Genomic DNA, 26,429 nt, shown 5'->3' with positions numbered 1-26,429 from the left:
GGTCTCTTGAAAGGCGACAATGGAAGTACAAGATAAAAAACCCCTGAAGGTGGAACAGAAATCCTACGCCCTGCCGTTTTTTGGGTTATCTCTGTTATTAGTCCTCTTTTCACTCTGGGTGCTGAAATGGGAGTTTATCGATCTTCGTCCCTGGAAAAATTACCAGCAAGAATATCTCAACCTGAAAATTGAAAACCTGCAGGCGGAATTGGACGAACTTATCGGTCGAACCGAAGAGGAGGAATATAAAGCGCAGTATGACCGGGCAGCCGAAAAGCTTGCAGCAGCGAAAAAAAAGTTCGAGAGTCCGGAGATTCAGTCGGAATTCCGGCGGCTACAAGCCGAAAGATCAGCCAAAACCCGTGAGTTCAAAAAAGTATTCTTGGATTTTCAAAATACCCGTGGAGTCTATCTGGAAGTGGAGTATCTGTACTATAAAAATCTCGATCCCAAGGACAAACAGCGTTTGTTGGATTTGGAAAGCCGGTCGATGAAACTCCAACAGCAGCATGAAGCTATTCAGGAAGAAGTGGATTCGCTCGGCGGCCTGCTGGGGATGTATGAAGCTCCGGTTGAAAAGGCTGAATCAGCGATGAGAGCCCTGGACTCTGATGTGGAAGCGGTGAAAAATGAAATTGAAAAATTTAAAAATCAAAAAGTGGAAATTAAGCAGGTTTTTTTCGAGGACCAGAACAAAGCGGACAGGTGTATGTCCTGCCATATCGGCATTGATAAAGAAAGTGAAGTCTCAAATCGTCATCCTTTCTCAAAACACCCGGGGAAATACATTTTCCTGGACAACCACTCGATCGATGAGTTTGGCTGCACGTCGTGTCATCAGGGGGAAGGACGAGCGACCTCCGCTGCCTGGAAAGCCCACGGAGAAGATAAGCACTGGACCGAGCCGATGCTTCACGGCTCGATGACCCAAGCGACCTGCCAGAACTGCCACGGGGATATCGAGCAGCTCGAGGGTGCGGATATTCTTCAGCAGGGAGTCGAATTGGTTGAGCGGCATGGCTGTTATGGCTGTCATCAGATCGTCGGTTTTGAGCAGTTGAGAAAAATCGGCCCGGATTTGACTTACGTCGGGGAAAAAGCAAATTACACCTGGTTAATTCAATGGCTCCAACAACCAAAAGACTATTTGCCCGAAGCGAGGATGCCGAAGTTTCTCTTTTCCAAGAGCGAAGCCGAACAAATCGCGGATTATCTGGTAAGTATGACTTTTGACTCCCGGAAGGACGCTCCGGAAGTCGAGGATGACTGGGATCGCTACGATCGCGGGAAGGAAATATGGCGGACATCCAGATGCAGTATCTGCCATGTTACCAACGACCAGGGAGGGTCGCACAAGCGAGCCTATGCACCGGAACTGTCAAAAATAGGCGGTAAGGTCAATCGAGAGTGGTTGTTCAATTGGCTGAAAAATCCAAAAAAATATTTTCCGGAAACGAACATGCCCCGTTTCAGGTTCACCGACCAGGAGATTTGGGATCTGGTTGAATACGTAGTGGGTGAGTTTGTGGACTGGGATTTTGAGCCACTATACACTGAACCCGTTAAAATCACCAACGAATCAATAAATGAAGGTAAAAGTCTGATCCGAAAATACGGTTGTTTCGGCTGCCACAATGTCAAAGGAATGGAAGCTCTCAAAGAAATCGGCCCTTTCCTGCGTGGAACGGAAGTAAGCTATTTAAGTAAAGCGGAAACTAATGAAATGGTCGGTGCGGAATTGACCGGCATCGGGAGCAAACCTATCGAATTGTTTGATTACGGTATGGTGAAGGATCTCGATCACACCCGTGAAGCCTACTTGAGGCGGAAGCTGGCCAGTCCGCGAAGCTTTCGCGAAAATCTCAAGATGCCGGAATTCGGCTTTAATGAAGGAGAAATCGAGGCCTTGACGACTTTGTTGTTCGGATTCACCGACAGGGATTTTCCCGCCAGGTTCAAGCTGCCGAAGCAGGCTGATTATTATTTGCCTGAGGGGGAATTCGGGAAGCTGTTGAATGACCTTAAATGCTTAACCTGCCATACAATTAACGGCCAGGGAGAAGATTTTGCTCCGGACCTTTCTGTCGAGGGAAGTAAAGTTCAAAGAGAATGGCTCAGGAACTTCCTCCAAAACCCGGACATTATTCGGCCAATGCTCAAGCAAATGCCATTATTCAAGCTGGACCCGGAGCCCAGAATGATTAAAGGCAACCTGGAAGATTCTGAAATAGAAATAATAGTCCGCTATATCGAAAATGTTCTCGTTGCCGACGATATCCCGGAGCAAAGCCTTGAGGACCACCGAGACCTGGAAACACAGATTAATGATGGGAAGGAAATATATGACGAGTTGGGATGCACATCCTGCCACCAGATCGGTTACGATGGCGGTGCTCTGGGGCCGAGTCTTTCCAACGTCGGAAACAGGCTTAAACCAAGCTATATCTTTGCCCATTTGCAAAATCCACAGCGCTTCGACAAGAACTCTGTCGAACCGAACTATCGACTCTCGGATGCTGATCTGATAGCAATGACCCAATATCTTTCAACTCTTAAAGAAAATTGAAAATGAATAAATCTTTTCAGATTATTTTTTCTATCGCCCTGGTTATTAGTATATGTGGAATCTGCGCTGTTTGCTCGAACGCAAAACACGATAACAACTCCAAAGTTACCGATATAACAAAAAGATTCGTCTTCAGGAATGGGGAAAAGCTCTACGCCCGTTATTGCGCGCCATGCCACGGGGAGCAAGGCGAGGGAGATGGTATCTATTTTGGACTCGATCCAAACCCGGCAGATTTCACCGCCCCGGATTTTTTTCAGAATCGCTCGGAGACGGACCTGCTAACCGTGGTCAGCAAGGGTTCGAAAAGCCTGGGAAAATCGAACCTCTGTCCCCCCTGGGAGGGAACCTTGAACGGCGAAGAAATCTTTTCCATAGTAGCAATCTTAAAAATAAAATTCGAGAAAGAAGACACTCTTCGGTTTCATAACTGATTAAATTATCTTCTCTTATGAATAACAGGAGGGCTGTCCTGCCCCCCGAAAACGAGTTAAGTTGATTCCGGAATAGTCAAACTGCTAAAGTTTCCTCATAGTTGATAAAATATATCCTGCACATAATTTTCTGTAAACGACGGTTGAAAAATGCGGCAGGAGTGATTGAACCCATCATTTGCCAGATTATGTTGATAGTCTCAGCGACAGGTTTCTGGACAGAATCTGGAAGGACAAGGAATAGCGCCCACCGGGAACAAGATGCCCTGAACCCTGTAGTTGCCGCTCAACTCAAAGCCATTTGCCGCGGCAGTTGCAAGCTGTGAAATCCCGCTGCTTTCCCTTGCCGGTCCGGAAAAAAAGGTTTCAAATCCCGAGCTGTCACACTATTTTCTAACCGTATTCCAGCCACAACCTGATTGCACCTGAAACAATTTTGCGCGCAGCAGTGTATCACTGCGCAAACCATCCAGCCTACTCAACGTTAACCGGAGTCGACAATGGCCGGAACGAAAAACTCCTTTTGGCGCTTTGCCTGCGCCCTCCCGTTGATAGCCGCCGCACTGGTGCTTTCACCGGAACTCCGGGCCAGGACCAATGCCCGGTTCGAGCCGCGAATTCCGGATATCCCGGGATATGTCACACTCAAATGCGACCTTCACACCCACACTGTGTTCTCGGACGGCCGGGTGTGGCCCGATATCCGGATCGAGGAGGCCTGGCGCGACGGGCTGGATGCAATCGCGATCAGCGACCATATCGAGTACACGCCCCATGATGAAGATGTCCGCCGCGACCACGACCGCAGTTTCGAGGTGGCCAGTCCGATGGCCGATCAGTTGGGGATTATTCTGATCAAGGCGGTGGAAATCACCAAGCAGGTGCCTCCGGGCCATTTCAATGCACTGTTCCTGGACCACGCGGCCAGGGTCGAACACGAGGATTACCTCGAAAGTATCGGCCGGGCTGTGGACCAGGGCGCTTTCGTGTTCTGGAACCATCCCCCGTTCAAGCAGAAGGACAACCGGTCGATCTGGCACCCGGAGCACACAAAGCTGCTGGAAAAAGGCTGGCTGCACGGAATCGAGGTGGTCAACGGCTCGGATTACTACCCCAAGGCCCAGCAGTGGTGTCTGGAAAAAGGCCTCACTTTCCTGGGCACTTCCGATGTCCACTCCCTGATCGATTTCGATTACGATCCCCGTGCCCTGCCCGGCGACTTCCGCCCGATGACCCTGGTGTTCGCCGAGGAAAAAACGCAGGAAGCGCTCAAGCAGGCTCTGTTCGCCAGACGGACCGCCGTGTTCGCCAAGGGTAAGATCTACGGAGAGAGCATTTACCTCCGCCCGATATTCGAATCCGCGGTGGAGCTGGTAACCCGCCAGGTGACTGTCGCGGGCAAGGGACTGGCCGTGGTCCAGGTCCACAACCGCTCGGATATCCCGTTCATGCTGGTGGCCGATGGGGAGCTGGCGGAACTGAAGTTTCCAAACGAGCTGGAGCTGGTGCCGGGGGGGACTGTCAGGTTCAATGTCAGCGGTAAGAGCGCGGAAACCGAGGGAACCAGGCAAGTCCTCCTGCCCTGGCGCGCAACCAACCTGGTGCCTGCGCCAGGCCAGAGCCAGCCCGTGCAGCTGGAACTGACCGTCACGTTCACGAAACCCGCCGGCAAGGACAGGTAGACTTTATTTCAGGTAATCCGGCCGGGAATCGGCATAGGAGTCGAGCGCGCCTTGCAGCATCCCGCGGACCTCCCGGGCTTCCTGACCGAGTTTTTCCACATCGAGCGGATTATTCTCCAGCCTGTCGGCCGTGATATCGTAAAATTCGCCGGTAGCGTACAGTTTGTAGCGTTGGTTACGGGCGAACACCCTGACCTTGTCCCGCTCGCCTGAACGGGAGAACCAGCAGTAAATCCAATCTCGCGGATTCCCGGTTTGGCCGCGCAGCTGCGGCATGAAACTCCTGCCGTCAATTACAGGTTCCTGCGGCAGGGAAATCCCGGCGGCTTCGCAGATGGTGGGGAGGAAATCGCTCATATCCACCAGGTCGGGGCAGACAGTTCCCCGCGAGACAGTGCCCGGCCACTCGGCTATCAGCGGTACGCGGGTGCCGGCGTCGGCCGTAGTGTTCTTTGCGCCCGCCACTTCATACCCGTCCATCCTCGATACCACCGGCTTATCAGTGCCGTTATCGCCCACGAAAACGATCAGGGTATTCTCCCGCAAACCGAGTGCGTCCAGTTTGTTTTTCATTTTTCCGACCAGCTTGTCCATGTAGCTCACCATGTCGCCAAAATACTTCGGGTCGCCTTTGTAGGTGGGCGAGCCTTTGCTTGCGGGGTCCCAGTCAGGAGAATCCGGAGTCGGCTCGAACGGGCAATGGGTCAGGATCATCGGGTAATAGAGCAGAAAAGGCTTATCCTTGTTGCGCTGCATGAACTCGCAGGCGTAGTCGCTTACCAGGTCGGGACCGTATTCTCCGCTGCCGAAATCCACCTGCCGGCCGTTTATCTCAAGTCCGGGATTGGGATAACGTCCCGGGCGACGGTTAAGCTGCCACAGACAGTACTCGTCGAAGCCGAAATGACCCGGTCCATCAAGGCCCCCTTCCAATTGCCATTTGCCGACCACGCAGGTGGCGTAACCCGCCTGCCTGAACAGGTGGCCGAAAGTGGTCTGGCTTTGGTCCAGGACGCCGAATTCAACGTAATTGCGCACGTTATTGATCCCGGTCATCAGTTTGACACGGGTCGGCGTGCACAGAGGCTGCGCATAGCAGTGCTCGAAACGTACGCCGTCAGCCGCCATCCGGTCAAGAACCGGCGTTTTGTACGATGTCCCGCCGTTGGCCCCGATACACTCGTAACCTAAATCATCGGCCATGATCAGCACGACATTGGGTTTCCGTGCGGCTGGTTTATCAGTTGTCTCGCGGCAGGCGGGCAGCAAGGCCGCCAGTCCCGTGGCGGCGCCGGCTTTGATAAAGTCGCGCCTGGGGATTGGGGAATCTGCCATTGCACAGCTCCGGGGAAGTTCCTGTCGGCTAGGCGTTGAAGAAATAAACCGGTAATTGGCTAAAGGGTTTCGTTGATAATCATAGCGCATTTGTCAATGAGATGTCCATCTAATTATTAGAACCTGTTTCATCACTAGAGTTTTATTTCAAACTTTCGCCCATTGGCGGGTAATCCCAAAAACACAACCCCCTGTTTCTCCCTTTTCCAAGGGGGACTTCAAGCGGATAACCCCATCCACCGTGCTAAAAAGGCTGAGACCGGACAGGATTCCCCTCTTGAGAGGGGTGCCTGCGAAGCAGGCGGGGTGTGTATTCCCTTACCAAAGGGGGTGCCTGTGAAGCAGGCGGGGGTTGTCACGTTTTAAGGTTATGAAATAGCTTCTATCAGCCGCGCGGCGAGGTGCGCTTGCAGGGATAAAAGCGAGGCGACTGCTCGAGTCATGCGGAGCCGATAAAATCCTTGCGCCGGCTGGGCCTGTTAATCTATCCTCAGATAACTATTTTCGAGCCTCTTGAAAACAGTATATCGGGAGAAGGCTATGTCAGTACGCAAAAATCCAATTCAGCTTGTTGCCGTGCTGTTGTTGGTTTTCAGTGCCGGTCAGTCGGCGCCCGTGGAAATGTCCCGCACCCGCGACGGCATGCTGTTCAGCCACGGGTCGGTACAACTGCTGGTCACCGACCGGCTGAAGATGGTCCCGGGACTGGTTGATGACGGCTCGGTGGTCAGTCTTGCCGTTGACGGCCCGGCGGGAAACCCCGCGTTCTACATCAGTGTCGGCGGGCTGGTGGTTTCCGATTTCCGGGTGGACTGGAGCAGCTTCGCCAGGACTCCGGTGAACGATAGCGGCCTCGGAGCGGGCACGCGCTGCATATTTACCGCATCAGCTGAGAGCGCCGACCGGCGGCTCTACCGTCCGGTCCGGATAGAGGCGGAGGTGAGCCTGACGTTCTACGAAAAGTTCCCTCAGACAGTGATCACCCGCGCCGTATTCCGCAACCGCGGCGAGCAGCGTCTGGAGATCAGCGAGATCGTCTCCAACCATTTCCGCCTCGACCGCCGGAAACTCGAGCCCGGCGCTCTGGCCTGGGATTTCGCCAGCTACCAGGGGGCGTCCACCCGCTGGGGTTCGGACTACTCGCTGATCCGGCTCACAGCCGACTACGAGCGCCGCAATTTCATGGGCTTCACCGAAATCTCGAACCGGATTTTCTCCGGCGGCGGGACTCCGCTGGTCGATATCTGGGCGCCGGAGACCGGTCTGGCGATCGCCAGCGCCGAAACGGCCCAGGAATGGATCTCCCTTCCGGTGCGCACGGCCGCAGACGGCCTGGTCGATATCTCGATCTCCCAGGTACCCGAACCCGGACTCGGCCAGGACAATATCCTGGAACCCGGCGAGAGTGTCTCGACAATCCGCGGCGCGGTGATAGTCCACAAGCTGGATTTTTTCGATCCCCTGCGGACCTATGCCAACCTTCTGCGCGCCCAGGGAGTCGAAATACCGATGGACTCTCCGCCGCCCACTTTCGAGCCGTACTGGAAGAGCTGGGGTCTGCGGTTCGATTTTACCCTGGAGCAGATCTACAAGTCGCTCGAGGACCTTCGCAGAGTGGGGATTAGCTGGGCCAACCTCGACGACGGCTGGTTCACCTGGTACGGCGACTGGGACGTCAATCCCGCCCCCGGCAAGTTTCCCGGCGGCGAGGACGACATGCGGGCGTTTGTCGACAGTGTCCACGGCGCGGGGTTCAAGACCAGCCTGTGGTGGTACCCCCAGGGCGTGAGTCCCGAAAGCGACCTGACCCGCGAACATCCCGACTGGCTGGTGGTCGACCGTAACAGCCGCCGTCCGCTCTCGGGCCGCGGACTCTACTACCTTTGCCCGGTTTACCGCCCCTGCATCGATTTCATTGTCGGCCAGGTGGAGCGGATCATGGGGGATTGGGACTACGATGGCCTCTATCTGGATACCCGCGACCTGGGCGGCACGCCCCCGTGTTTCAACCCGGCCCACGAGCACGGTTCTCCGCTGGAGTCTTTCCGGGGACAGCCGGAGTTCTACAAGGCTATTTACGAGGCCGCGTTGAAATCCAAGCCCGAGGCCCCGGTGGAGATGTGTATCTGCGCCATGCCCCACGACCCGTTCAAGATGCCCTACTACAACGTCGCCAACTCGTCCGACCCGATCAACCTCCTCCAGGTCCGGCGCAGGATCAAGGTGGAGAAAGCCTATCGCGGAACCTCGTTCGCTGTCGGCGACTGTTACCAGGTGCCGATGGACGAGTGGACGGGATTCTCTGTCCCCGAATCGTTCGAGAGCGCGGTGGGCACCGGCGCGCAGGTGACCACTTTTTTCACCGACCTGACTCCCGGGCAGGAAAAAAGCTGGAAACGCTGGGTTGGAATCTACCGCGACAAGGGCCTGGCCTGGAGCGAGTACCTCAACCTCTACGACCTCGCTTTCGACAAGCCCGAGGGCCATGTGGTGCGCAGCGGGGACAAGCTCTACTACGGTTTCTTCCATCCCCACTGGAGCGCCGGCAGACCGCTGGAACTGCGCGGCCTCCAGCCGGGACGGACTTACCGGGTATATGAATACGGGAAGGATGAAGACCTCGGCACGGTTGCCGGTGATAACCCGGTGATCCGCCGCGGTTTCCGCGATAACCTGCTGTTGGAAGTCACGCAGGTGGAGTGACTGTGCGGCGAATTGATCTGGTTGCTTGAAATATAAATGATACACTCCGCTCCCGGATTGCCGGGGGCACTCCATTTGAAAGGAAATTTTTACTGAAAACCGGCCTGTTTAGCTTCGATTAACAGAATGGAGAGAACAATGAGTGCCAGCACGCTCCATGGAGATGTTCAACCGTACTCCATGCGGAAGAGGCTCCTCCAGATGCTGGGAGCCGTCTTTTTCGCACTGGGCCTATATGCTGCCATCCTCGGGCCCCTTGAGTTCGTCACTTTCTATTTCTACTCACCCGGCGGCCGCTGGCATTATGAGGGCTTCGGATTCGGTTCACTGTGGTTTGGGGTCTTGGCCATTCAGATCATCGGTTTCTATCTTGTTGCGGCCGTGCTTATCCCGCTTGGATATGGGCACCTTCGGCTTCGCCCCTGGGTTGGGAAGCTCAGCCTGACTGTGCTGTGGGGCTGGCTGGTGCTTGGGCTGCCGTGTGCGCTCACGGTTTTCACAATATTCGTGCTTTCAAAGGAACCCCCCGAAGGTACCTATCCAGTAATCGCAGGGGCCTGTCTGCTCATGTACCCAGTATTGCCCGTTCTGATGATCCGCATATATCGGAGTCCAACGACGCGAGCCGCGTTTCAACAGACAGGGGGCGAGGGCGGTTGGATCGAACGAACCCCCCAACCCATTTTAGTGCTGGGCGGACTTATGGTGTTCTTCATCCTGGCGCTGCACGTGCTGTTCTTCCTCAATGGCGTGTTTCCGGTCTTCGGTGGCTTCGTTTCGGGAATGAAGGGCATCTTTCTGACGGACTTGGCCATCTTTTTGCTGGCTGTCCTGACGTATGGCGTTTTCAGCCGTCGGATGTGGGCCTGGTGGGGAGCAATCGTCTACTTCGCGCTGCTGGCTCTGTCCTATACGCTCTCGTTTCTCATGGGCGGTGGAAGGAACTTCATTGACCAGATGAGACTGTCCGGATGGGAACTGAAGATTCTTGAAGACCCCCCTCACGGCATCTGGTTCGTTCTTCTGTTCGTGCCCCCGATGATTGCCACGTTGGTACTTATTGCATTCTCACGCCGACACTTTCATCCTTTCGAGTTGAGGGCCCTGTCTCTCAGTGATGTGTACATGCTGCTTTTGATTGTCGCGCTGTGGGCTCTTTTCCTCACGTGATTCAGGAGCCTTGCCGTGCTGGCAAGGTCGCCCCTCTTGAGAAAGGACTTGTTCATGTGTGCTCATAGTTATTCACTGTCGACAAAAACCGTGGAATCAAATTGTTCACTCGAGGTGAAGGTACTATGAATTCCCGCGAGCGTATCCTGGCCTCGTTGGACCACAGGCAGCCGGACCGCGTGCCGGTCGATCTCTCCGGCCACCGCTCCAGCGGGATCGCCGCGATTGCCTACCGGCGGCTGCGCGCTCACCTGGGCCTGCCGGAGCGTCCGCTGCGGGTCTACGATCCCGTGCAGCAGCTTGCGGTGCTGGACGACGACGTGCTGGAGCTGTTCGGCGTGGACACTGTCGAGCTGGGCCGGGCCTACGACGACTGCCCCGGCATCTGGGTGGACTGGGAGCTGCCCGACGGCTCGCCCTGCCTGATGCCCCGCTGGGCCTCGCCGGTGCGCGAACAGGACGGCGGCTGGGCGATCCGCTCCGAATCAGGCAGGCTTATCGGCCGGATGCCGCCGGGGGCGCTCTATTTCGAGCAGATTTTTTACCCATTCGCAGATTGCGGCAATGAAGTTACACTTACACTTGGCGAGGCAATGGCCGAGTGCCTCTGGACCGCAATCGGCTCGCCGCCCGGTCCGCTGGCCTCCGGCGACGCCGGCCGCAAGCTCCTGCGGGAGCGCGCCAGCCTACTGCGCAACAGCACGGACCGGGCGATTATCGGCCTGTTCGGCGGCAACCTGGTGGAACTGGGCCAGTTCCTGTTCCGTCACGACAATTTTTTCATGATGCTCGCCGCCGAACCGAAACGGGCGCATGACTTTCTGGACGAGGCGCTTGAGCACCATCTCGCCAACCTGGAGCGCTACCTGGCCGATGTGGGCGATGCTATCGACATTATCGCCTTCGGCGACGACATGGGCACACAGATGGGTCCGCAGTTTTCACCGGAGATGTACCGCGAGTTTTTTAAACCGCGGCACGAGCGGATGTGGCGCCGGGCCAAAGAGCTGGCCGGGGTCCGCGTGATGCTCCATTGCTGCGGAGGCGTGCGCCCGCTGCTCGAGGACCTGATCGAGGCCGGACTGGATGCGATCAACCCCGTGCAGATTTCCTGCGATGGCATGGACCCGGCGGGGCTGAAACGCGATTTCGGCTCCCGGCTCACGCTCTGGGGCGGCGGCTGCGACACCCGCAGCCTGCTCAACACCGCCGGTCCCTCCGAGGTGCGGGAGCATGTCCGCTCCCTGCTGGAAATACTCTCCCCAGGCGGCGGGTTCGTGTTCCAGCAGGTGCACAATATCCTGGCCGACGTGCCGGCCGAAAACGTGGCGGCGATGTTCGAGGCGGTGCGGGATTTCGACGGATGATGACTTTGGCTTTGCTTCGGTCCGATCTCCTTTCCCCGTTGTGTTTTAGCTCTTAACCTGTTAGATTAATGATAGATAAATGCAGGCCCCTAAGGGGCAATGGATAAACACGTCAGGAGTGGTAACGATGACTGAATTGACACTGGAGCGGGTCAAGGAAGACCTCTACGCGCGCAAAGACCCCACGCTGACCCCCGTGGATATCGAGGCGAAAGCTCCGCTGGTGCACGAAATACTGGAACTCAAGCAGAAACTCGGCGTGGTGATCCTGGGCCACAACTACATGGAACCGCTGGTGTTCAACCTGTCTACCCGTCGGGAGCAGGGGGACTCGCTGGGTCTCAGCCGCTTTGCCGCGGCCACCGACGCCGATTACATTATCTTCAACGGCGTGCTGTTCATGGCCGAGACCGCCAAGGTGCTCAGCCCCGCAAAACGCGTGCTGATCAGCGACAAGAAAGCTGGCTGCTCCCTGGCCGACGATTTCGACCCGGAGGAGATCGACCGTCTCAAGGAACTGCACCCCGGCGCCCCGGTGATGATCTACATCAACAGCTACGCCGAGGCCAAGGCGCGCTGCGATGTCACCTGCACCTCGGCCAACGCGGTCGAGATCGCGCTGGCGATGCCGGGCGATGAAATAATTTTCGTTCCGGATATCCTGTTCGCCGAAAACCTGGAGCAGGACCTGGCTGGCGAGAAAAAAGTCATCTTCCCCGGCAAGGACTCCGCTACCCGCGGCTCGGTCTGCGAGGTCCACGAGAAGTTCACGATCGACGACCTGCTGAACATACGCAAAACTTTCGATATCCCCCGGGGACACCCGCACCGGCTGATCTACGCGCACTGGGAATGCCGTCCCGAGGTGCTCCGCGAGGCGGACTTCTACGGCAGTACGAGCCAGATCAGCGGGGATATCGGCGGACGGGTGAAAGCGGGCACGCTGGAGCAGGCGTTCGTGGCCAGCGAGTGCGAGCTGACCTCCAATCTCTCTCAGGAGTTCCCCGGCGTGCAGTTCGCCACCGCCTGCTCGGTGCGCTGCCAGTGGATGGCCAAGATGACCCTGGAGGGTATCCTCGATATCCTGCACCGGATCGACACCGGTGGAGACCTGGCTCAATACGAGGTAAATCTGGAGCCGGAGATAATCGAGAAAGCCCGCGGTCCGATCGAGAAAATGCTGGAGTTGAGCAGCTAGGCTGTTTTGCAGCTTTAAGGCAGGACAACCCCCGCCTGCTTCGCAGGCACCCCCTTTGCTAAGGGGGGGGGAATTGTCCGGTCCCAGGTTTTTTGATACAGAGGATGGTGTAATGCGGTTTTAGTCACCATTGTATAATAGAGGGGGAAACAGGGGGTTGTGTTTTCAGGTATTACCCGGCAATGGGCGAAAGTCAAAGTAAAACTACAGTTATGAAACAGCTTCAAATGCTTTATGAGCAAAACGAAGGGCCGCGGCATACCGCGGCCCTTTTTATTTCGGGGCCGAATGAGCTGGTGCAATCTCGAGAGAGCCGGATACGGTTAACGCCCGCCCGCCATATGGCTCGCCCACTCAGGCACCACGCCCGGATTGATATCGAACACGGCCAGCCCCACCGTGTAAACTATCACGGTAACCAGCGCCACCCCGATAAAGTTCAGCCACAGGCCCGCCCGCGCCATCTCCGGGATCCGCACCCAGCCGCTGCCGAAGACGACCGCGTTGGTCGGAGTGGCCACCGGCAGCATGAACGCGCAGCTTGCCGAGATCGTGGCCGGGATCATCAGCAGGTACGGGTGGGTACCCATCGCCACCGCGGCCGTGGCCAGCACGGGAATCAGCATCGTGGTCGTGGCCGTGTTGGAAGTGATCTCGGTCAGGAAAGTGACCATCAGGCAGGTCGCCAGGATCATCACCGGCACCGGCATGCTGCCCAGCCAGGTGAGCTGCCCGCCCAGCCACAGCGCCAGGCCCGTGGCCTCCATTCCCCGTGCCAGCGCGAACCCGCCGCCGTAAAGGATCAGCAGCCCCCAGGGCATTCCCTCGTTCACGGTTTTCCAGTCGAGCAGGAACCGCTGGCCGCTGCCCCGCCCGGTGGGGATCAGGAACAGTGACAGCCCCATCGTCATCGCCACCGTGCTGTCGTCGATCAGCGGAAACGCCTCGGTCAGTCCCCAGATGGAGTAGAAACCCAGGTTGATCGGCTTGCGGAAGATCCAGCCCAGGGCGGTGAGAGCGAACACGGTCAGCACCGCTTTCTCTCCCCAGCGCATCCGTCCCAGTTTCCTGATCTGTTCGGCAATGTAGGCCGCCCCGCTCCGGTTGTCGGCCCCCCCCAGTTCCCGCAAATGCACTCCGCATCCCCTGCGGACCAGGTAAAGCCATACGATCGGTACGAATGTGACCACAACCGGCAGTCCGAGCAGCATCCACTGCAGGAAATTAATCTCCGGCGCGTCGGGGAACAGTTGCTTCACGAATCCCGCCATCACGATATTGGGCGGGGTGCCCACCAGCGTGCCGATCCCGCCGATACTGGCAGCGTAGGCGATTCCCAGCATCAGCACCAGCCCGAAACTGCGGCGGAACTGCTCGTCGGTTACGCTGTCGCCCGTGTCGGACATCTGCAGCACCACCGCCATCCCGATCGGCAGCATCATCATTGCCGTGGCCGTGTTGGAGATCCACATCGAGAGAAAGGAACTTGCGACCATGAAGCCCAGCAGGAGACGGCTGGGGCTGGAGCCGATCGCCCGGATGATGTGCAGGGCCATCCGCCGGTGAAGACCCACTTTCTGCATGGCGATCGCGATTGTGAACCCGCCGAAAAACAGGTAGATCATCCGGTCGGCGTAGCTCAAGGGGGTTGCGCGGGCGGCCATGATGCCAAGCAGGGGGAACAGGGGCAGGGGGAGCAAAGCGGTTGCAGGAATCGGGATCGCCTCGGTGATCCACCAGACCGCCATCAGGGCGGCCACCGCGGCCATCCTCATCGCCTCGGGCTCCAGTCCCTGCGGAGTGGGCAGGCAGAGCAGCAGGACAAACAGCAGCGGTCCCAGCACCAGGCCGACGGTGGGTCGCAATGAACTGTCGGTATCGAGTTGATTCATGGCCCGATGTTGTTGAGATGTGTGCGGAAAGGGACTATCCGTGCCTTGCGTGTGACACCGACTATAGGCCGGGGAAGCCTGCCGTGTCAAGGAAAAGCTCGGGGAGACCGGGCTGTCCGTCTTGATGGAGGGGTCGAAACGAAGTATCTTAGAAGTTTCGGTCGATATTTCTTGTCATTCTCTATCTGTCGGGATTGGCTGGTGCCGGCAGGATGCCGGGACGCGTGGAGGCGGCGTGGCGCACGAAAAACTGATGGAACTCAGCAGGCAGATCCTGATCGACCGCGACAGCCGGCTCAGCCCGTTCGCAACTCCCCACGCCGCCGCGGTACGGACCCGGCCGCTGGAGGACGAGGATTTCCGCAGCCCGTTCGCCCGCGACCGGGACAGGATTCTCTACAGCGGCGGTTTCCGTCGCTATGTGGGCAAAACCCAGGTGGTCTATTTCGCGTCCCAGTTCGATGAGCATATCACCAACCGGGCTGTCCACAGCATGCAGGTCTCCCAGATCGGCCGTACTATCGGCCGGCTGCTGCGGCTGAACGTGGACCTGATCGAGGCGGTGGCCCTGGGCCACGACCTCGGCCACCCGCCGTTCGGCCACGATGGGGAGATGTTTCTCGATTCGCTCTGCCACAGCTTCGGGATCGGCCATTTCCACCACAATGTCCACAGCCTCTACTACGTCGACAGCCTCGCCAATACCAACCGCGGCATGAATCTAACCTTCCAGGTCCGCGACGGGATCCTGTTCCACGACGGCGAGGCGGATCTCGGGCCGCTGCCGCCACACCGGGAGCGCACGGAGGCGGATATCGAGGCCTATGTGGCCGGCTGCGCGACTGGCTCAAAACCGGAGATGATTCCGGCCACCCTCGAGGGGTGCGTGGTACGTATGTGCGATACAGTGGCCTACGTGGGCCAGGATATCGAGGATGCAATCCGGATCGGAATTATCGAGAGCCGCGATATCCCGGCCGATCTGGCGGACGCCCTGGGAAGCAGCAACAGCGAGATTATCGACTCCCTGGTCAGCGACTTGGTGGAGGCCAGTCTGGCAGAGGACACGGTTCGGCTGAGCGCCCCGGTGCTCGACGCGTTCAGCCGCCTTCGCGAGTTCAACTATCTGCGGATCTATTCCCACCCGGAAATCCGCAAGGAGAAACAGCGGATCGAGCACGCATTCCGCGCGATGTTCGAGCACTTCCTCGCTGATCTCGAAAAAGAACGCACCGGCTCGATCATTTACCGGCACTTTTTGAACAACCGCTCGGCAAGCTACCTGGCAGATACCGGGGCTCCCGTAAAGGTGCGCGATTACCTGGCGACCATGACTGACCGCTATTTCACCAAGGTGTTCAAGGACCTTTTCATACCCCGCATGCCGGGCTAGAGGGATGCTTATGAGTTGACAGTACGGGGTGGAGTTGAATACCTTTAAGTGGTCGCGATTTCCCCGTTTCAAGCTGACTGATCGCCCCCCGCGCTCACTGGGCGATCCAGTGATTCCAGCCGTGGAGATTCAGTGTTCAGGCCAACAGGAATCTTGATTGCCGCGTTGCTGAGTGTGGTAGGAGTTGCGGATGGCGTGCCTGCGGAACCAGCGGTGGTTTCCGGCGCTGCGGACAGGAAAGAACTCAGCCTGGTTGTTTACAACGACAATCTGGCCCTGGTTCGCGAAACGCGCAGGGTCAATCTGCCGGATGGAAAGTTCGACCTTCGCCTGGCCGGTATCGGACGGATGCTGCTGCCCTCCTCGGTGATTGCCGAGCCGGGCGGGGGTATCGAGCTGATCGAGCAGCGCTACCTGTACAACCCGCTCAACCGCAGCAACCTGCTCGAGGCATATATTGGGCGCAAGGTGCTGATCGAGCGGGAAAACGAGCGTACCGGCGAACTTGAGCGCAGGGAGGCTGTCCTGCTGACAAACGACGGCGGTCCGGTGGTGGAAGTGGACGGCGAGGTGCTGCTCGAACCCGGCGGGAAACTGATTTTGCCCCAACTCCCCGAAGGTCTTGTGGCCGAACCGGTCCTGAGCTGGCTGCTCGAATCCGGAAGCGCGGGAACCAGGGATATCGGCCTGAGTTACCTGACCAACGGACTCTCCTGGCAGAGCGAGTATGTCTTGACTCTCGGGCCGGGTGAGGGCCGGGCGGTGCTGAGCGGCTGGGTCAGCCTGCACAACCGCAGCGGAGCCGATTTCAGGAATGCGCGGCTCCATCTGATCGCCGGCAGTATCAACCGCGCCTCGCGCCAGCAGTACGCCTTCGCTCCGGAAATGATAGAGATGAGAGCTTCGCTGGCGGCCAAGGCAGACATGGGTGGCATGCCGCCGCAGGCACAGTTCGAGTACTACCGCTACGACCTGCCTCACCGCATGGACCTGCTGCACAACCAGGTGAAACAGGTCGAACTCTTTGCCGCTCGGCAGATAAGAGTCGAAAAGATTTACCGCTTCAGCGGCTCGTCGCGCTATTTCCATGCTCCCGTGCGCCCCCAGCGGGAACCGGTACCGGCCGATGTTATCCTGGAGTGGCACTCCGGCGGAGCGGACGATAAAGACCTGCCCCTGCCCGCCGGACTGGTCCGGGTGTACGATAAGGATGCCAGCGGAACCACGTGGTTTGCCGGCGAGGACCGGATCGGGCACACTCCGGCGGGCGAAAAGGTGACTGTCTCGGCGGGCAGGGCGTTCGACGTCAAGGGTCTGCGTCGCCAGCTGGATTTCCAGCGGCCCACCGACCGGCTGCGGCGGGTAACGCTTGAGATCGAGTTGATCAACACGAAGGATATCACGGTCACCGTGCAGATTGATGAACCGATTCCGGGCGACTGGAAGATTACGGCCAGTTCCCACGACTGGGAAAAGCTGGAATCGAACCTGGTCAGGTTCGAGCCGCGGGTCAAGGCCGGTTCGAGAGTTAATGTCCGCTACACGATTGAATTTATTTGAAGCAAAGTTTACCGGTACCCTAAGGAGATTGAATGGCCACTGAGGCCGGGCAGGTTATTGACGATATTCTCGAGTTCCTCTGGCGTGAAAACCCAGTTGAAGCTACTATCGCCGGGATCCATCGCTACGACGACATGCTGGAAAAACTGGATCAGGTGTCCCGCCGCAAAAAACTGGAAAAGAAGCGGGAGTACCTGGAGCAGTTGGAATCTCTCAAAGTCAGGGGTAAACTGGCCGCCGAAGTGCAGCACCTGAAATGCGCGCTGCGGGTGGGAATCAACATGGAGGTGGATTTCTCCAGTCTCGACCGCGACGCCACCACTTACCCCCGCCTGGCGCTCTACGGTGTTTACCAGCTTGTGGCCCGCTCCAACGCTCCGTACCATTTCCGCGCCCTGAGGGCGATTGACCGCCTCCGCGAGATTCCTCGCGTGTTGACCGAGGGCCGGCTTAACCTGAGCTACGGGGGGAATCTGCCCCACATCCTGACGATCCGCGCGGTCGAGATCAGCGCCCGCGGCAGGGACTATCTGGCCCGGATTACCGGTATCCTCTCCCGCGAGGTTCCGGAGCTGGAAAACGTGATCGGCAAGTACAGCAGCCAGGCCCTGAAAGCGTTCGAGGATTTCGTGGAGTTCCTGATCGAGGAGGCTCAGCCCCGCAGCGACGGGGTCTGCGCCGCGGGCGAGGATATTTTCGATTTCCTGCTCAAACACGAGCACCAGCTCGATTTAAACACCGGCTCCCTTCGCAAACTGGCCGAGGAGGAGGTCGATCGGGCACTGGCCCGGCTTGAGGAAACGGCCGCCGGAATCAGCGGCTCCAAAGACTGGCGGAGCGCTCTGGCCCGGGACAGCGAACTGCCCGCGGCGGATAACCTGCTTGAGCATTGGCGAGGCATAATCAATGAAGTCGCCGGCCGGGTCCGCTCCGCGGGATTGGTGACCCTGCCGTCGGGGGGAAAACTGGAAATTGTGCAGACACCGGAGTTCGAGACCTCGATACTGCCGGTGGCGGGTTATATCGAACCTCCGCATTTCGAGTCTGAGGCGATAGCTTGTTTCTGCGTAACTCAGCCGGCTGATGAGGACCGTGAGCGCCTGCTGCCGGCCCATTCGCGGGTCAACGCCCTGGCGACAGCTATCCGTCAGGTGTACCCCGGCAGGCACACGTTCCTCGTCCAGCGACGCCGTCACTGCGGCGAGCGGCTGGCGTACCTGGCACGCGGCAGCGTACTGGAGGCCGGCTGGGAATCCTACATCCTGGGTGCGACTATCGGCAGCGGGGCTTTCGACGACGAGCAGCTGCTCAACCTGCTCAACCACCACGGACGGCTGCTGGCCGCGCTGCGGGTGCTGATAGACCTGGACATCCATACCGGCGGGATGAAAGAGGAGCGGGCGGTAAATGAACTTGCCGGACGCGCCGCGATAAGCGAGAAACAGGCCTGGCAGGTGGTGAGCGCGCTGGCGGCTGCCCCGGCCTCATCGGTAGGAGCGCTGGCCGGCAGGCTGATGATCGAAAAGTGGTGCGGCAAGTTCCGCAAGGCGCTCGGTAAAGAGTTTTCTCTCAAGGATTTCCACGACAGACTGATCCGCGCCAGCGGCCTGCCCCCGAAATCGGCTGAAAAAAAGCTGAGTGCAGCCCTTGGGAGGGAGAAAGGATGACCGCCAGCCAGCTCGACTATTTTATTTCGGCGCCTTACGCCGCGGTAACAGGCTTGATCGATCAGCTGGGCGAAGCAGGCATGGGAGTGGAATTCGAGCTTAACGACCCGGAGTGGATCCTGAAAGTCTGTGAGTTGCCGGCTGTTTCCCGGCTTGGACGAACCCTGCGCCAGCAAGGGATCGGCCGTCTCGTTCAGGGGCCGTTCTACGACCTGGCGCCCGGCAGTCTCGATCCCTATATCCGCGAGCACACCCAGAAGCTCTACATCCGCACGCTCGATATCGCCGCCGCCCTCGAGGCGGAGTTCGTCACCTTTTTCACCGGTTACAACACCCTGCTCCACGCCCGGGTGCTGGACCAGTGGTTCGAGGTCTGCCGGCCGCTCTGGCGGCGCGTGCTCGACTACGCCGCCAGGCTGGACGTGCGCGTGCTGTTCGCCAACATGTTCGAGGACGAGCCGGAAATCCAGCTCCGTCTGCTCGATGGTCTCCCGCCCGAACTCTGCGGCGTCTGCCTCGACGTTGCCGGGGCGTATGCGTTCAGTAAGAAAAAAATCACCAGCTGGGTCAACCTGCTCGGCGGAAGGCTGGAACTGGTTTATCTCAGCGATGCCCGGGTACGCGACAGCGAGCGCCTGCCCCTGGGCGCCGGCAGTTTCCCGCTGAAGGATTTCTACCAGGCATGCATGAAAAAAAGCCTGGTGCCCGATATCGTATTCAAGATGGCGCCGGAACAGGCGTTCGATTCCCTGCAGCTCGTGCGTAAGAAGGGGCTGGGACAGTACCAGATAGAGCTGCTTTAAGTTGTCTTCCTCAGGGTGGAGTTAATCGGCCTGCGCCGCGGCGTGAGCGTGGGCTTTTTACGTGGAGACGTGGAGATGGAAAAGCGATGGGATTTTTCCGTGCCGGAGGAAATGATCCGGCAGGCGGCCGTTAACGAGCCGCTTGATGCAAAACAGCTGGCCGATTCCCTGGCCCGTGGACGGACCGTGGTGCTGGGCAATCGCCTTCGCGACGGAATAGTCCGTCCGACCGCCGTGGGCGAGAACACCCGGACGAAGGTCAACGCTAATTTCGGGACCAGCCGCGACGCCGGTACGCCGGAGGAGGAGCTGTGCAAGCTGCGGGCGGCTATCGAGGCCGGCGCAGATGCTGTGATGGACCTCTCGACCGGTCCGGACCTGGAGCGGATGCTGAAACTGACCCTGGAAAAGAGTGAAGTTCCGGTGGGGACCGTGCCGATTTATAAATTAGCGGTCGAAGTTGTCGAGCGCGGGTGCAGTTTCGACGCCGTGAGCGAAGAGGACTTTATCGAGGTTGTGCGCGAACACTGCCGTCTGGGCGCGGATTTCATCACCGTCCACTGCGGCCTGACCCGCGAGGGCGTCCGTCAAATAGACATGCAGGGCAGGGTGACCGGGATAGTCAGCCGCGGCGGGTCGTTCCTCTACCGCTGGATGAGGGCTACGGGCCTGGAAAACCCGCTCTACACCTATTACGATGAAATCCTGAAAATATCGGCGGAGTATAACGTCACGCTCAGCCTGGGGGACGGGCTGCGGCCGGGTTCGATCGCCGACGCAACCGACCGCGGGCAGGTTGCCGAACTGATGGTCCTGGGCGAGCTGGTCCAGCGCGCCCGCGAGGCGGGTGTGCAGTCGATGGTCGAGGGGCCGGGCCACGTACCGCTCGACCAGGTGCGGCTCAATATCGAACTGGAGAAAAGGCTCTGCGACGGCGCGCCGTTCTACGTGCTCGGACCGCTGGTGACCGATATTGCCCCCGGTTACGACCATCTGACTTCGGCTATCGGCGGAGCAGTGGCCGGGGCCGCCGGGGCGGACTTCCTCTGCTATGTCACTCCGGCCGAGCACCTTCGCCTGCCAACCCTGGAGGATGTCCGCACCGGGGTGATCTGCTGCCGGATCGCCGCCCACGCCGCCGATCTGGCCAAGGGCCTGCCCGGCGCGGCCGACTGGGACAGGGCGATGAGCACCGCGCGCAAGGCGCTCGACTGGGAGAAAATGTACGAGCTGGCGATCGACCCCGAGCTGGCCCGCACGATGCGGGCGATGAGCAGGCCGGCCGATGAGAACCTGTGCACCATGTGCTCGGAACTCTGCGCGCTGAAGGAGTGAGAAGGGGTGTTGTTAGCTTTTTAAGAGGGTCAAATTGAAAATTCACTACAACTCCAAGCTCAAAACCCTCTCACGTAAGCTCCGGAAAAATAGTACTCTGGTGGAAGTACTACTTTGGGAACAGTTAAAGGCACGCAAACTTCGCGGTTATCAATTCGCCAGACAGAAGCCTGTCGGTGATTTTATAGTAGATTTCTTTTGTCATGATCTTCATCTGGTGATAGAAATTGATGGCTCCAGCCACGATAAACGGCTGGAGCAAGACAAGGCACGACAGGGATTTCTGGAGTCTTTAGGCATGAAAGTCATTCGTTTTCTCGACAAGGACGCAAAAAGCAACATTCAGGGAGTAGTCAGCCAATTGGAACTTGTGATTGACGCATTCGAGGAAAAGAAAAAAGATTTAGGTATTTAAGAAACAACCCCCGCCCGCTACGCGGGCACCCCCTTTTCTAAGGGGGAATTTTTCGATCTTTGTTTTACCGGTAAAGTGTTAGGAATTATTAAGTTTGTTGACTAAGGTAAATGGCTGGCTACAAAGTATGTATTTTGTTTGCATGGCGTACGAGTTTTTGCGGTTTTAGTCCCCCTTAGTAAAGGGGGAAACAGGGGGTTGTGTCTTATGGAAACGAATCATGAGGATAGAGCTTGATTTAAGGTTAGTAGAGGCGAAAGCAGAGTTTCTTGAAAAAGATATTCAAAGTTGTGCGGGCGTATCTGAAAAGCCTTATCGATAAATATAAAGAATGGGATGATGCGGTTGGTTCTGTTAAATGAATAATGAGTAGCACGCGTACCCGTTGGCATCGCATTCCCCGCAAGGAGACCCCCATGTCACAGGATGATTGGTCGCAGCTGCTCACAACCGACATGGACAAGCTGTTCACCGACCGCGAGCAGGACCGCCGCGAGCAGATTACGCTCAAGAAGGGTGAGCGCCGGAACGTTACCGTGCTGTTCCTTGATATCAAGGGCTTCACGGCGATGAGCGAGAAGCTCGACCCCGAGGAAGTGACCCAGATTATCGACAACGTGTTCAAGGTGCTCTCCTCGGAGATAGTGCGCTACGGCGGGATGGTGGACAAGTATATCGGCGATTGCATCATGGCCCTGTTCGGCGCCAAGAAGGCCAGCGAGGACGACGCCGAGCGTGCGGTGCGCGCCGCGCTGGGTATGCTGGGCAAGATGGACCACGTCAACAAGATCATGAAGTCCAAGGGCATTAACCTGGGCTGCAGGATCGGGATCAACTCCGGGCTGGTGGTGGCCGGTGAACTCGGCGACCGCGGCGAGAAGGATTTCACGGTGATGGGCGATACGGTCAATACCGCCAGCCGCCTGGAGACCAGTGCCGAAGTCAACACGATCATGGTCAGTGAAAATACGCGCGAGCAGGCCGGCGATATTTTCGATTGCGAGGAACTGGAGCCGATCTCGGTCAAGGGCAAGAGCAAGCCCCTGCAGGTGTTCCGGGTCCACGGGGTGCTGAAGGAGCGGGTCGAGCGCTGGGAGCGCGACACGCTGGCCAAGAGCAAGGCCTATGTGGGCCGTGAAAGCGAATGGGCAGCGCTCGGCAAATTCATGGAGGACTATTTCTCCGGCGGCAGACCGGAGCGGATCAAGGTGGCGGGCCTTAGCGCCGACGGCGGGATGGGCAAGAGCCGGATGGTCCACGAGTTCCTGACCCGCGGTCCCTGCCCCCGCGGGCTTCTGCTCAAGGGCAAGACAATCTCTTACGCCGACGCTCCCTACTGGGTGTTTGTCAGCGTGTTCAAAAACCTGATGGGAGTCAGCGAAGGCGATCCGGTCGAGACAGTCCGGCGGAAGTGGGAGGAAACCTGCGAGCGCCTCAAGACCCTGGCGCTGCTGGACGAGGGCGAGCGCGAGCAGACCCGCGCCCGTCTCGACGAGCACGAGGACTATCTGGCCTACCTGCTGGGCGTGCCCCGCGATCCGGAAGCGATCAAGCGGATCAAGCCCGACGAGCTCAAGGAACTGATTTTCACCTCGCTCCGTATCTTCCTCGAAGCCTCATCAGCGCTCGAAGGCGAGGGCGAGGCGATGTACCTCCTGCTTGACGACCTCCACTGGCTAGACGAGCTAAGCCGCGAACTGATCGATTTCCTGCTCGACAACCTCCAGCCGGTCCGTCCCACCCTGTTTGTCACCATGTACCGGCCCGACTATGTCCCGTCGGAAAAATGGCGGGAAGGCGACAATTTCTACCAGCTCGTGATCCTGCCGCTTTCTCGGGAAGAGACTACCGGCATGGTGCAGGGCATGCTCAAAGGGCTGATCCTCACCGACCGGCTCGCGAAACTGATCTTCGAGAAATCAGGCGGCAACCCGTTCTATATCGAGGAGATCACGTTTTCCCTGATCGACAGGGAAGTGTTGATTCAGGAGGAGGTCCAGGAGGGCAGCCCGGTCTGGGTGGTCAATCCCAAGGAGGAGGACGTGGAGCTGCCGGACTCGATCCACGGGATGGTGCAGACCAGGATCGACAAGCTCGACGAGGAGGCGCGCAAGCTGCTCTTCGAGGCCAGCGTTACCGGCATGGAGTTCAGCACCGCGCTGCTGGGCGATCTCCACGGCCGCGCCGGAGGGGACCGGGATCAGCTGGATGAGTTGCTGGATAATTTTGTACAGGCGCGAATGATCGTCTCGCGCGGCGGTGACGGCGACAGCGGGTTCCACGTGTTCGCCAACGTGCTGATCAGCGAAGTGTGCTACAACACGCTGCTCAATTACAACAAGACAATCCTCCACGGACTGCTGGGGGAATGTATCGAGGATATTTACGGCGATAAGGAAGTACCCAAGGACGAGCACTACCGGCTGGCGTTCCATTTCGAGAAGGGTGATAAAGCCGACAAGGCGGTGTTTTACCTGGAGTCCGCCGGCGACCAGTGCGCACGCCAGTTCAGCAGCAAAGCCGCCGTGGAGCTTTACGGCAAACTGATCGGGATGCTGGACAACGCCGGTATGGGCGAGGATGAGAAAAAAGACTGCCGTCTGCGCAACGTGTACAAGCTGGCCCAGGTTGAATACCTGGCCGGGATGCTCGAGGAGGCGTTCAGCCACTTCAGCACCTGCAGCAAACTCGCCGGCGAGGCCAGGGATTTCAAGATGCTGTGCGACGCCCTGACCAGCGCGGGTGAAATCGAGCGGATCAGGGAGAACCGGGAAAAGGCGATGAAGTTTTTCGAGAAAAGCCTCAACCTGGCCGAGAAATTGAACCTCGACGAGCAGGTGGCGGACAACCTGGTCAATATCGGGATCGTGATGGAGGAGGGCGGCGACTACGCGGAGGCGATGGAGTATTTCAAGAAGGCGCTGGCCAGGGCTGTCACCGACGAGCAGCGCCAGAATATCAGTCACTATATCTTTCAGCGTGCCTGAGCCAACAGTTGTTCAATCAGCTTTCCCGAGCCGCTCGGGAGCGGAAAAACTGCGCATTAATGAAGGTTACATCCTACGATAAGCTTACCCTCTACGGCCCCCACCCGCTGGAACGCGACAGCTGCGGTAACCTTAAATACCACATGGGCGACGTGTTCCCCTCGTTGAACAGCATGATCGTCGGCCAGGATCTGCATGTTACCCTGGCGATGGATTTTATCGAGGAGTACCAGCGTAAATCCGGCAGGGCGATGGACGAGGACAGTCAGCAGGAAGTTTTCGACGACCTCGTGGCCCTGGTCTCGCGCGGAGAGCATGTGATGGTGCGCTCGATCCCCGACGACATGGACCGCTGTTTCCGCGCCGGGGAATTGCTGCGCGAGGTGGTGCCCTCTGCGATGATCCGGTTCACCGGCCGCCGCGACCCCAAGGTCCGCGAGGCGTTCAAGCTGCGGGGTGAAAGCTGGAAAATGACCCCGCGCTATTTCACGGTCGAGGAGATTATCGACCAGATCCGTCTTTCGATGGTCAGCGTGGGCACGGCCAACCGCTACTACTACAAGATCGAGAGCGGCGGCCGTCTGGTTACGCCACAGAAATTCGCCGAGATCAGGGATGTTATCGGCAAGCAGGCTGAATTCAGGGAACGCGTACTGGAAATTGTCGACCTTTATCAGCGGCGCAGCAACAACTACGTGCGTGAACTCGATTTTTTCGCCAAAGACGGGAAGCGGTTCGATTTTTCGCTGTTCGAGGAACTTGGCGGCTACCTCAAGCGCTGCCGCAGATGGGGAGCGCAGCAGCAGGAGGGCGCGGCCCGTCTGTTCGACCAGGCTCTCGAAAATTTCCGCGCCGCAGTCCCCTCGGCCCTGCATCACGACGACCCCAACAACCCGTCCTGGCGCAACGAGATGTACGCGGAGCTCAGCGAGATCCCGCCCACCGAGGAATCGATGCTGGGGATCAGCGAAGAGTTCAACATGAATATCCACTGGCTGTCCGGCTGCCGGATTGTCGATGGGAAAATGGTCGAGGACGAGCATATCGAGGATTCAGCCAGCCAGTTGCTTGACGACTTCATCCGCTGCTACGGCAAACTGGAGTATATCAACCTGGGACGGCTGATGCGCAGCCAGAGCACCAAGCGAGCAGCGGGCTCATATCGCGAGGTGTTTATCGCCGTGCTGAAGCAGCAGGACAGCACGGAGGAGCAGATCAGAATCCTGCGTAAAGTCTACCGCAACGTGCTCTACTACCTCAACCGGGATTACGAGTTGGAAGAGGCCAAGAACATGGCCGCGGGCTACCTTGAGTATACGTTCGACCGCCGCGAGATCCTGAGCCTGCTGGGCGCGAATACGCCGGTGGTGTTGCATCTCAGCCGTAATGAGAACCTGACGGGTATCGGAACCGTACCGGTTACCTATTTCAACCGGCCATACATCCAGGGCCTGGCTACCGATAAAGTGTCTTACGACTATTACCGCCACGAGGGTTTTGTTAACGCGCAGGCTGAGCTGCTGGGCACCGAGGCGGTGCTGAATATATTCGTGGGGCGCTGTGAGCCTGACACCGGGGTCGTGTTTTTCGGCGATGGTGACGAGTTGCTGCAGTTCAAGGGCAGTGACCCGAGGGTGCCGACCAGTATCGTGCTGGCGGATTTCACCGGCACGTTCGCCGACGTGATCAGCCCGCTGGACGTTTTTATCCCCCAGTACGCCGACTATCTGGAGAATATGCTGGGCAAGGTGCGGGTTGAGGGGTGGGGGCCGGGAGAACTGTCGGCATTGGGCGAGGTCTTCATCCGGGCACTCCAGGAAAGGTTCTACCGCCTGAAAGATCTGATTGCCGAGGGCGGCGAAATCCGCGAGAAACTGGATAAGCTGACCGGATCACGCGACCCCGGACTCAACCCGGTGTGC

The 26,429-nt window shown here is 58.3% G+C and carries 17 protein-coding genes; 15 read left to right on the top strand and 2 right to left on the bottom strand.

The window, feature by feature from the left end; genetic code table 11:
- Nucleotides 1-19 precede the first annotated feature (19 nt).
- The 3 genes from FVQ81_12395 to FVQ81_12385 all read left to right on the top strand — a co-directional run bounded on the left by FVQ81_12395 (nt 20) and on the right by FVQ81_12385 (nt 4,682).
- Entirely contained in the window at nt 20-2,566 is a 2,547-nt protein-coding gene (locus FVQ81_12395) for a c-type cytochrome (GenBank protein ID MBW7997345.1), read from the top strand.
- 2 nt (nt 2,567-2,568) lie between these two features.
- Complete coding sequence (locus FVQ81_12390; GenBank protein ID MBW7997344.1) at nt 2,569-3,000, top strand: cytochrome c; 432 nt, start codon at nt 2,569-2,571, stop codon at nt 2,998-3,000.
- 500 nt (nt 3,001-3,500) lie between these two features.
- Entirely contained in the window at nt 3,501-4,682 is a 1,182-nt protein-coding gene (locus FVQ81_12385) for a histidinol-phosphatase (GenBank protein ID MBW7997343.1), read from the top strand.
- Nucleotides 4,683-4,685: 3 nt separating this feature from the next.
- Here FVQ81_12385 and FVQ81_12380 read toward each other — a convergent pair whose 3' ends face one another.
- A complete protein-coding gene (locus tag FVQ81_12380; GenBank protein MBW7997342.1) occupies nt 4,686-6,107 on the bottom strand; it encodes a sulfatase-like hydrolase/transferase in 1,422 nt (473 codons plus the stop codon).
- Between the two features lie 450 nt (nt 6,108-6,557).
- On the opposite strand from FVQ81_12380, the gene FVQ81_12375 reads away from it, so the two are divergent.
- The 4 genes from FVQ81_12375 to FVQ81_12360 all read left to right on the top strand — a co-directional run bounded on the left by FVQ81_12375 (nt 6,558) and on the right by FVQ81_12360 (nt 12,455).
- Nucleotides 6,558-8,720, top strand: a complete 2,163-nt coding sequence (locus FVQ81_12375; protein ID MBW7997341.1) for an alpha-galactosidase — start codon at nt 6,558-6,560, stop codon at nt 8,718-8,720.
- Between the two features lie 138 nt (nt 8,721-8,858).
- The gene (locus FVQ81_12370; GenBank protein ID MBW7997340.1) at nt 8,859-9,890 is read left to right on the top strand and encodes a hypothetical protein; all 1,032 of its coding nucleotides are present in this window, start codon (nt 8,859-8,861) and stop codon (nt 9,888-9,890) included.
- 125 nt (nt 9,891-10,015) lie between these two features.
- Nucleotides 10,016-11,257: a methyltransferase gene (locus FVQ81_12365; GenBank protein MBW7997339.1), complete on the top strand. Its 1,242-nt coding sequence runs from the start codon at nt 10,016-10,018 to the stop codon at nt 11,255-11,257.
- A gap of 79 nt (nt 11,258-11,336) precedes the next feature.
- Nucleotides 11,337-12,455 carry a quinolinate synthase NadA gene (locus FVQ81_12360; GenBank protein ID MBW7997338.1) on the top strand — a complete coding sequence of 373 codons (1,119 nt, stop codon included), beginning with the start codon at nt 11,337-11,339 and terminating at the stop codon, nt 12,453-12,455.
- Nucleotides 12,456-12,778: 323 nt separating this feature from the next.
- On the opposite strand, the gene FVQ81_12355 is transcribed toward FVQ81_12360, so the two are convergent.
- The gene (locus tag FVQ81_12355) at nt 12,779-14,347 is read right to left on the bottom strand and encodes a DASS family sodium-coupled anion symporter (protein ID MBW7997337.1); all 1,569 of its coding nucleotides are present in this window, start codon (nt 14,345-14,347) and stop codon (nt 12,779-12,781) included.
- Nucleotides 14,348-14,471: 124 nt separating this feature from the next.
- On the opposite strand from FVQ81_12355, the gene FVQ81_12350 reads away from it, so the two are divergent.
- From FVQ81_12350 to FVQ81_12315, 8 genes are all read left to right on the top strand, one after another.
- Nucleotides 14,472-15,740, top strand: a complete 1,269-nt coding sequence (locus FVQ81_12350; GenBank protein MBW7997336.1) for an HD domain-containing protein — start codon at nt 14,472-14,474, stop codon at nt 15,738-15,740.
- 195 nt (nt 15,741-15,935) lie between these two features.
- Complete coding sequence (locus FVQ81_12345) at nt 15,936-17,300, top strand: DUF4139 domain-containing protein (GenBank protein MBW7997335.1); 1,365 nt, start codon at nt 15,936-15,938, stop codon at nt 17,298-17,300.
- A 32-nt stretch (nt 17,301-17,332) separates the two neighbouring features.
- Nucleotides 17,333-18,967, top strand: a complete 1,635-nt coding sequence (locus FVQ81_12340; GenBank protein MBW7997334.1) for a DUF885 domain-containing protein — start codon at nt 17,333-17,335, stop codon at nt 18,965-18,967.
- Nucleotides 18,964-19,770: a sugar phosphate isomerase/epimerase gene (locus tag FVQ81_12335; protein ID MBW7997333.1), complete on the top strand. Its 807-nt coding sequence runs from the start codon at nt 18,964-18,966 to the stop codon at nt 19,768-19,770. Before FVQ81_12340 ends, FVQ81_12335 begins: the two co-directional genes overlap by 4 nt.
- A 75-nt stretch (nt 19,771-19,845) precedes the next feature.
- A complete protein-coding gene (gene thiC, locus FVQ81_12330; GenBank protein MBW7997332.1) occupies nt 19,846-21,105 on the top strand; it encodes a phosphomethylpyrimidine synthase ThiC in 1,260 nt (419 codons plus the stop codon).
- Between the two features lie 34 nt (nt 21,106-21,139).
- The gene (locus tag FVQ81_12325; GenBank protein ID MBW7997331.1) at nt 21,140-21,520 is read left to right on the top strand and encodes an endonuclease domain-containing protein; all 381 of its coding nucleotides are present in this window, start codon (nt 21,140-21,142) and stop codon (nt 21,518-21,520) included.
- Between the two features lie 365 nt (nt 21,521-21,885).
- Nucleotides 21,886-24,507: an AAA family ATPase gene (locus FVQ81_12320; GenBank protein MBW7997330.1), complete on the top strand. Its 2,622-nt coding sequence runs from the start codon at nt 21,886-21,888 to the stop codon at nt 24,505-24,507.
- A gap of 59 nt (nt 24,508-24,566) precedes the next feature.
- The coding region (locus FVQ81_12315) for a hypothetical protein (protein ID MBW7997329.1) at nt 24,567-26,429 on the top strand (1,863 nt) is incomplete at its 3' end.

The organism is Candidatus Glassbacteria bacterium (genome assembly GCA_019456185.1).
Taxonomy (GTDB): Bacteria; Gemmatimonadota; Glassbacteria; order GWA2-58-10; family GWA2-58-10; genus JAJRTS01.
Note: the sequence above shows the minus strand (reverse complement) of the source record. Positions and strands in the feature narration are given on the sequence as shown.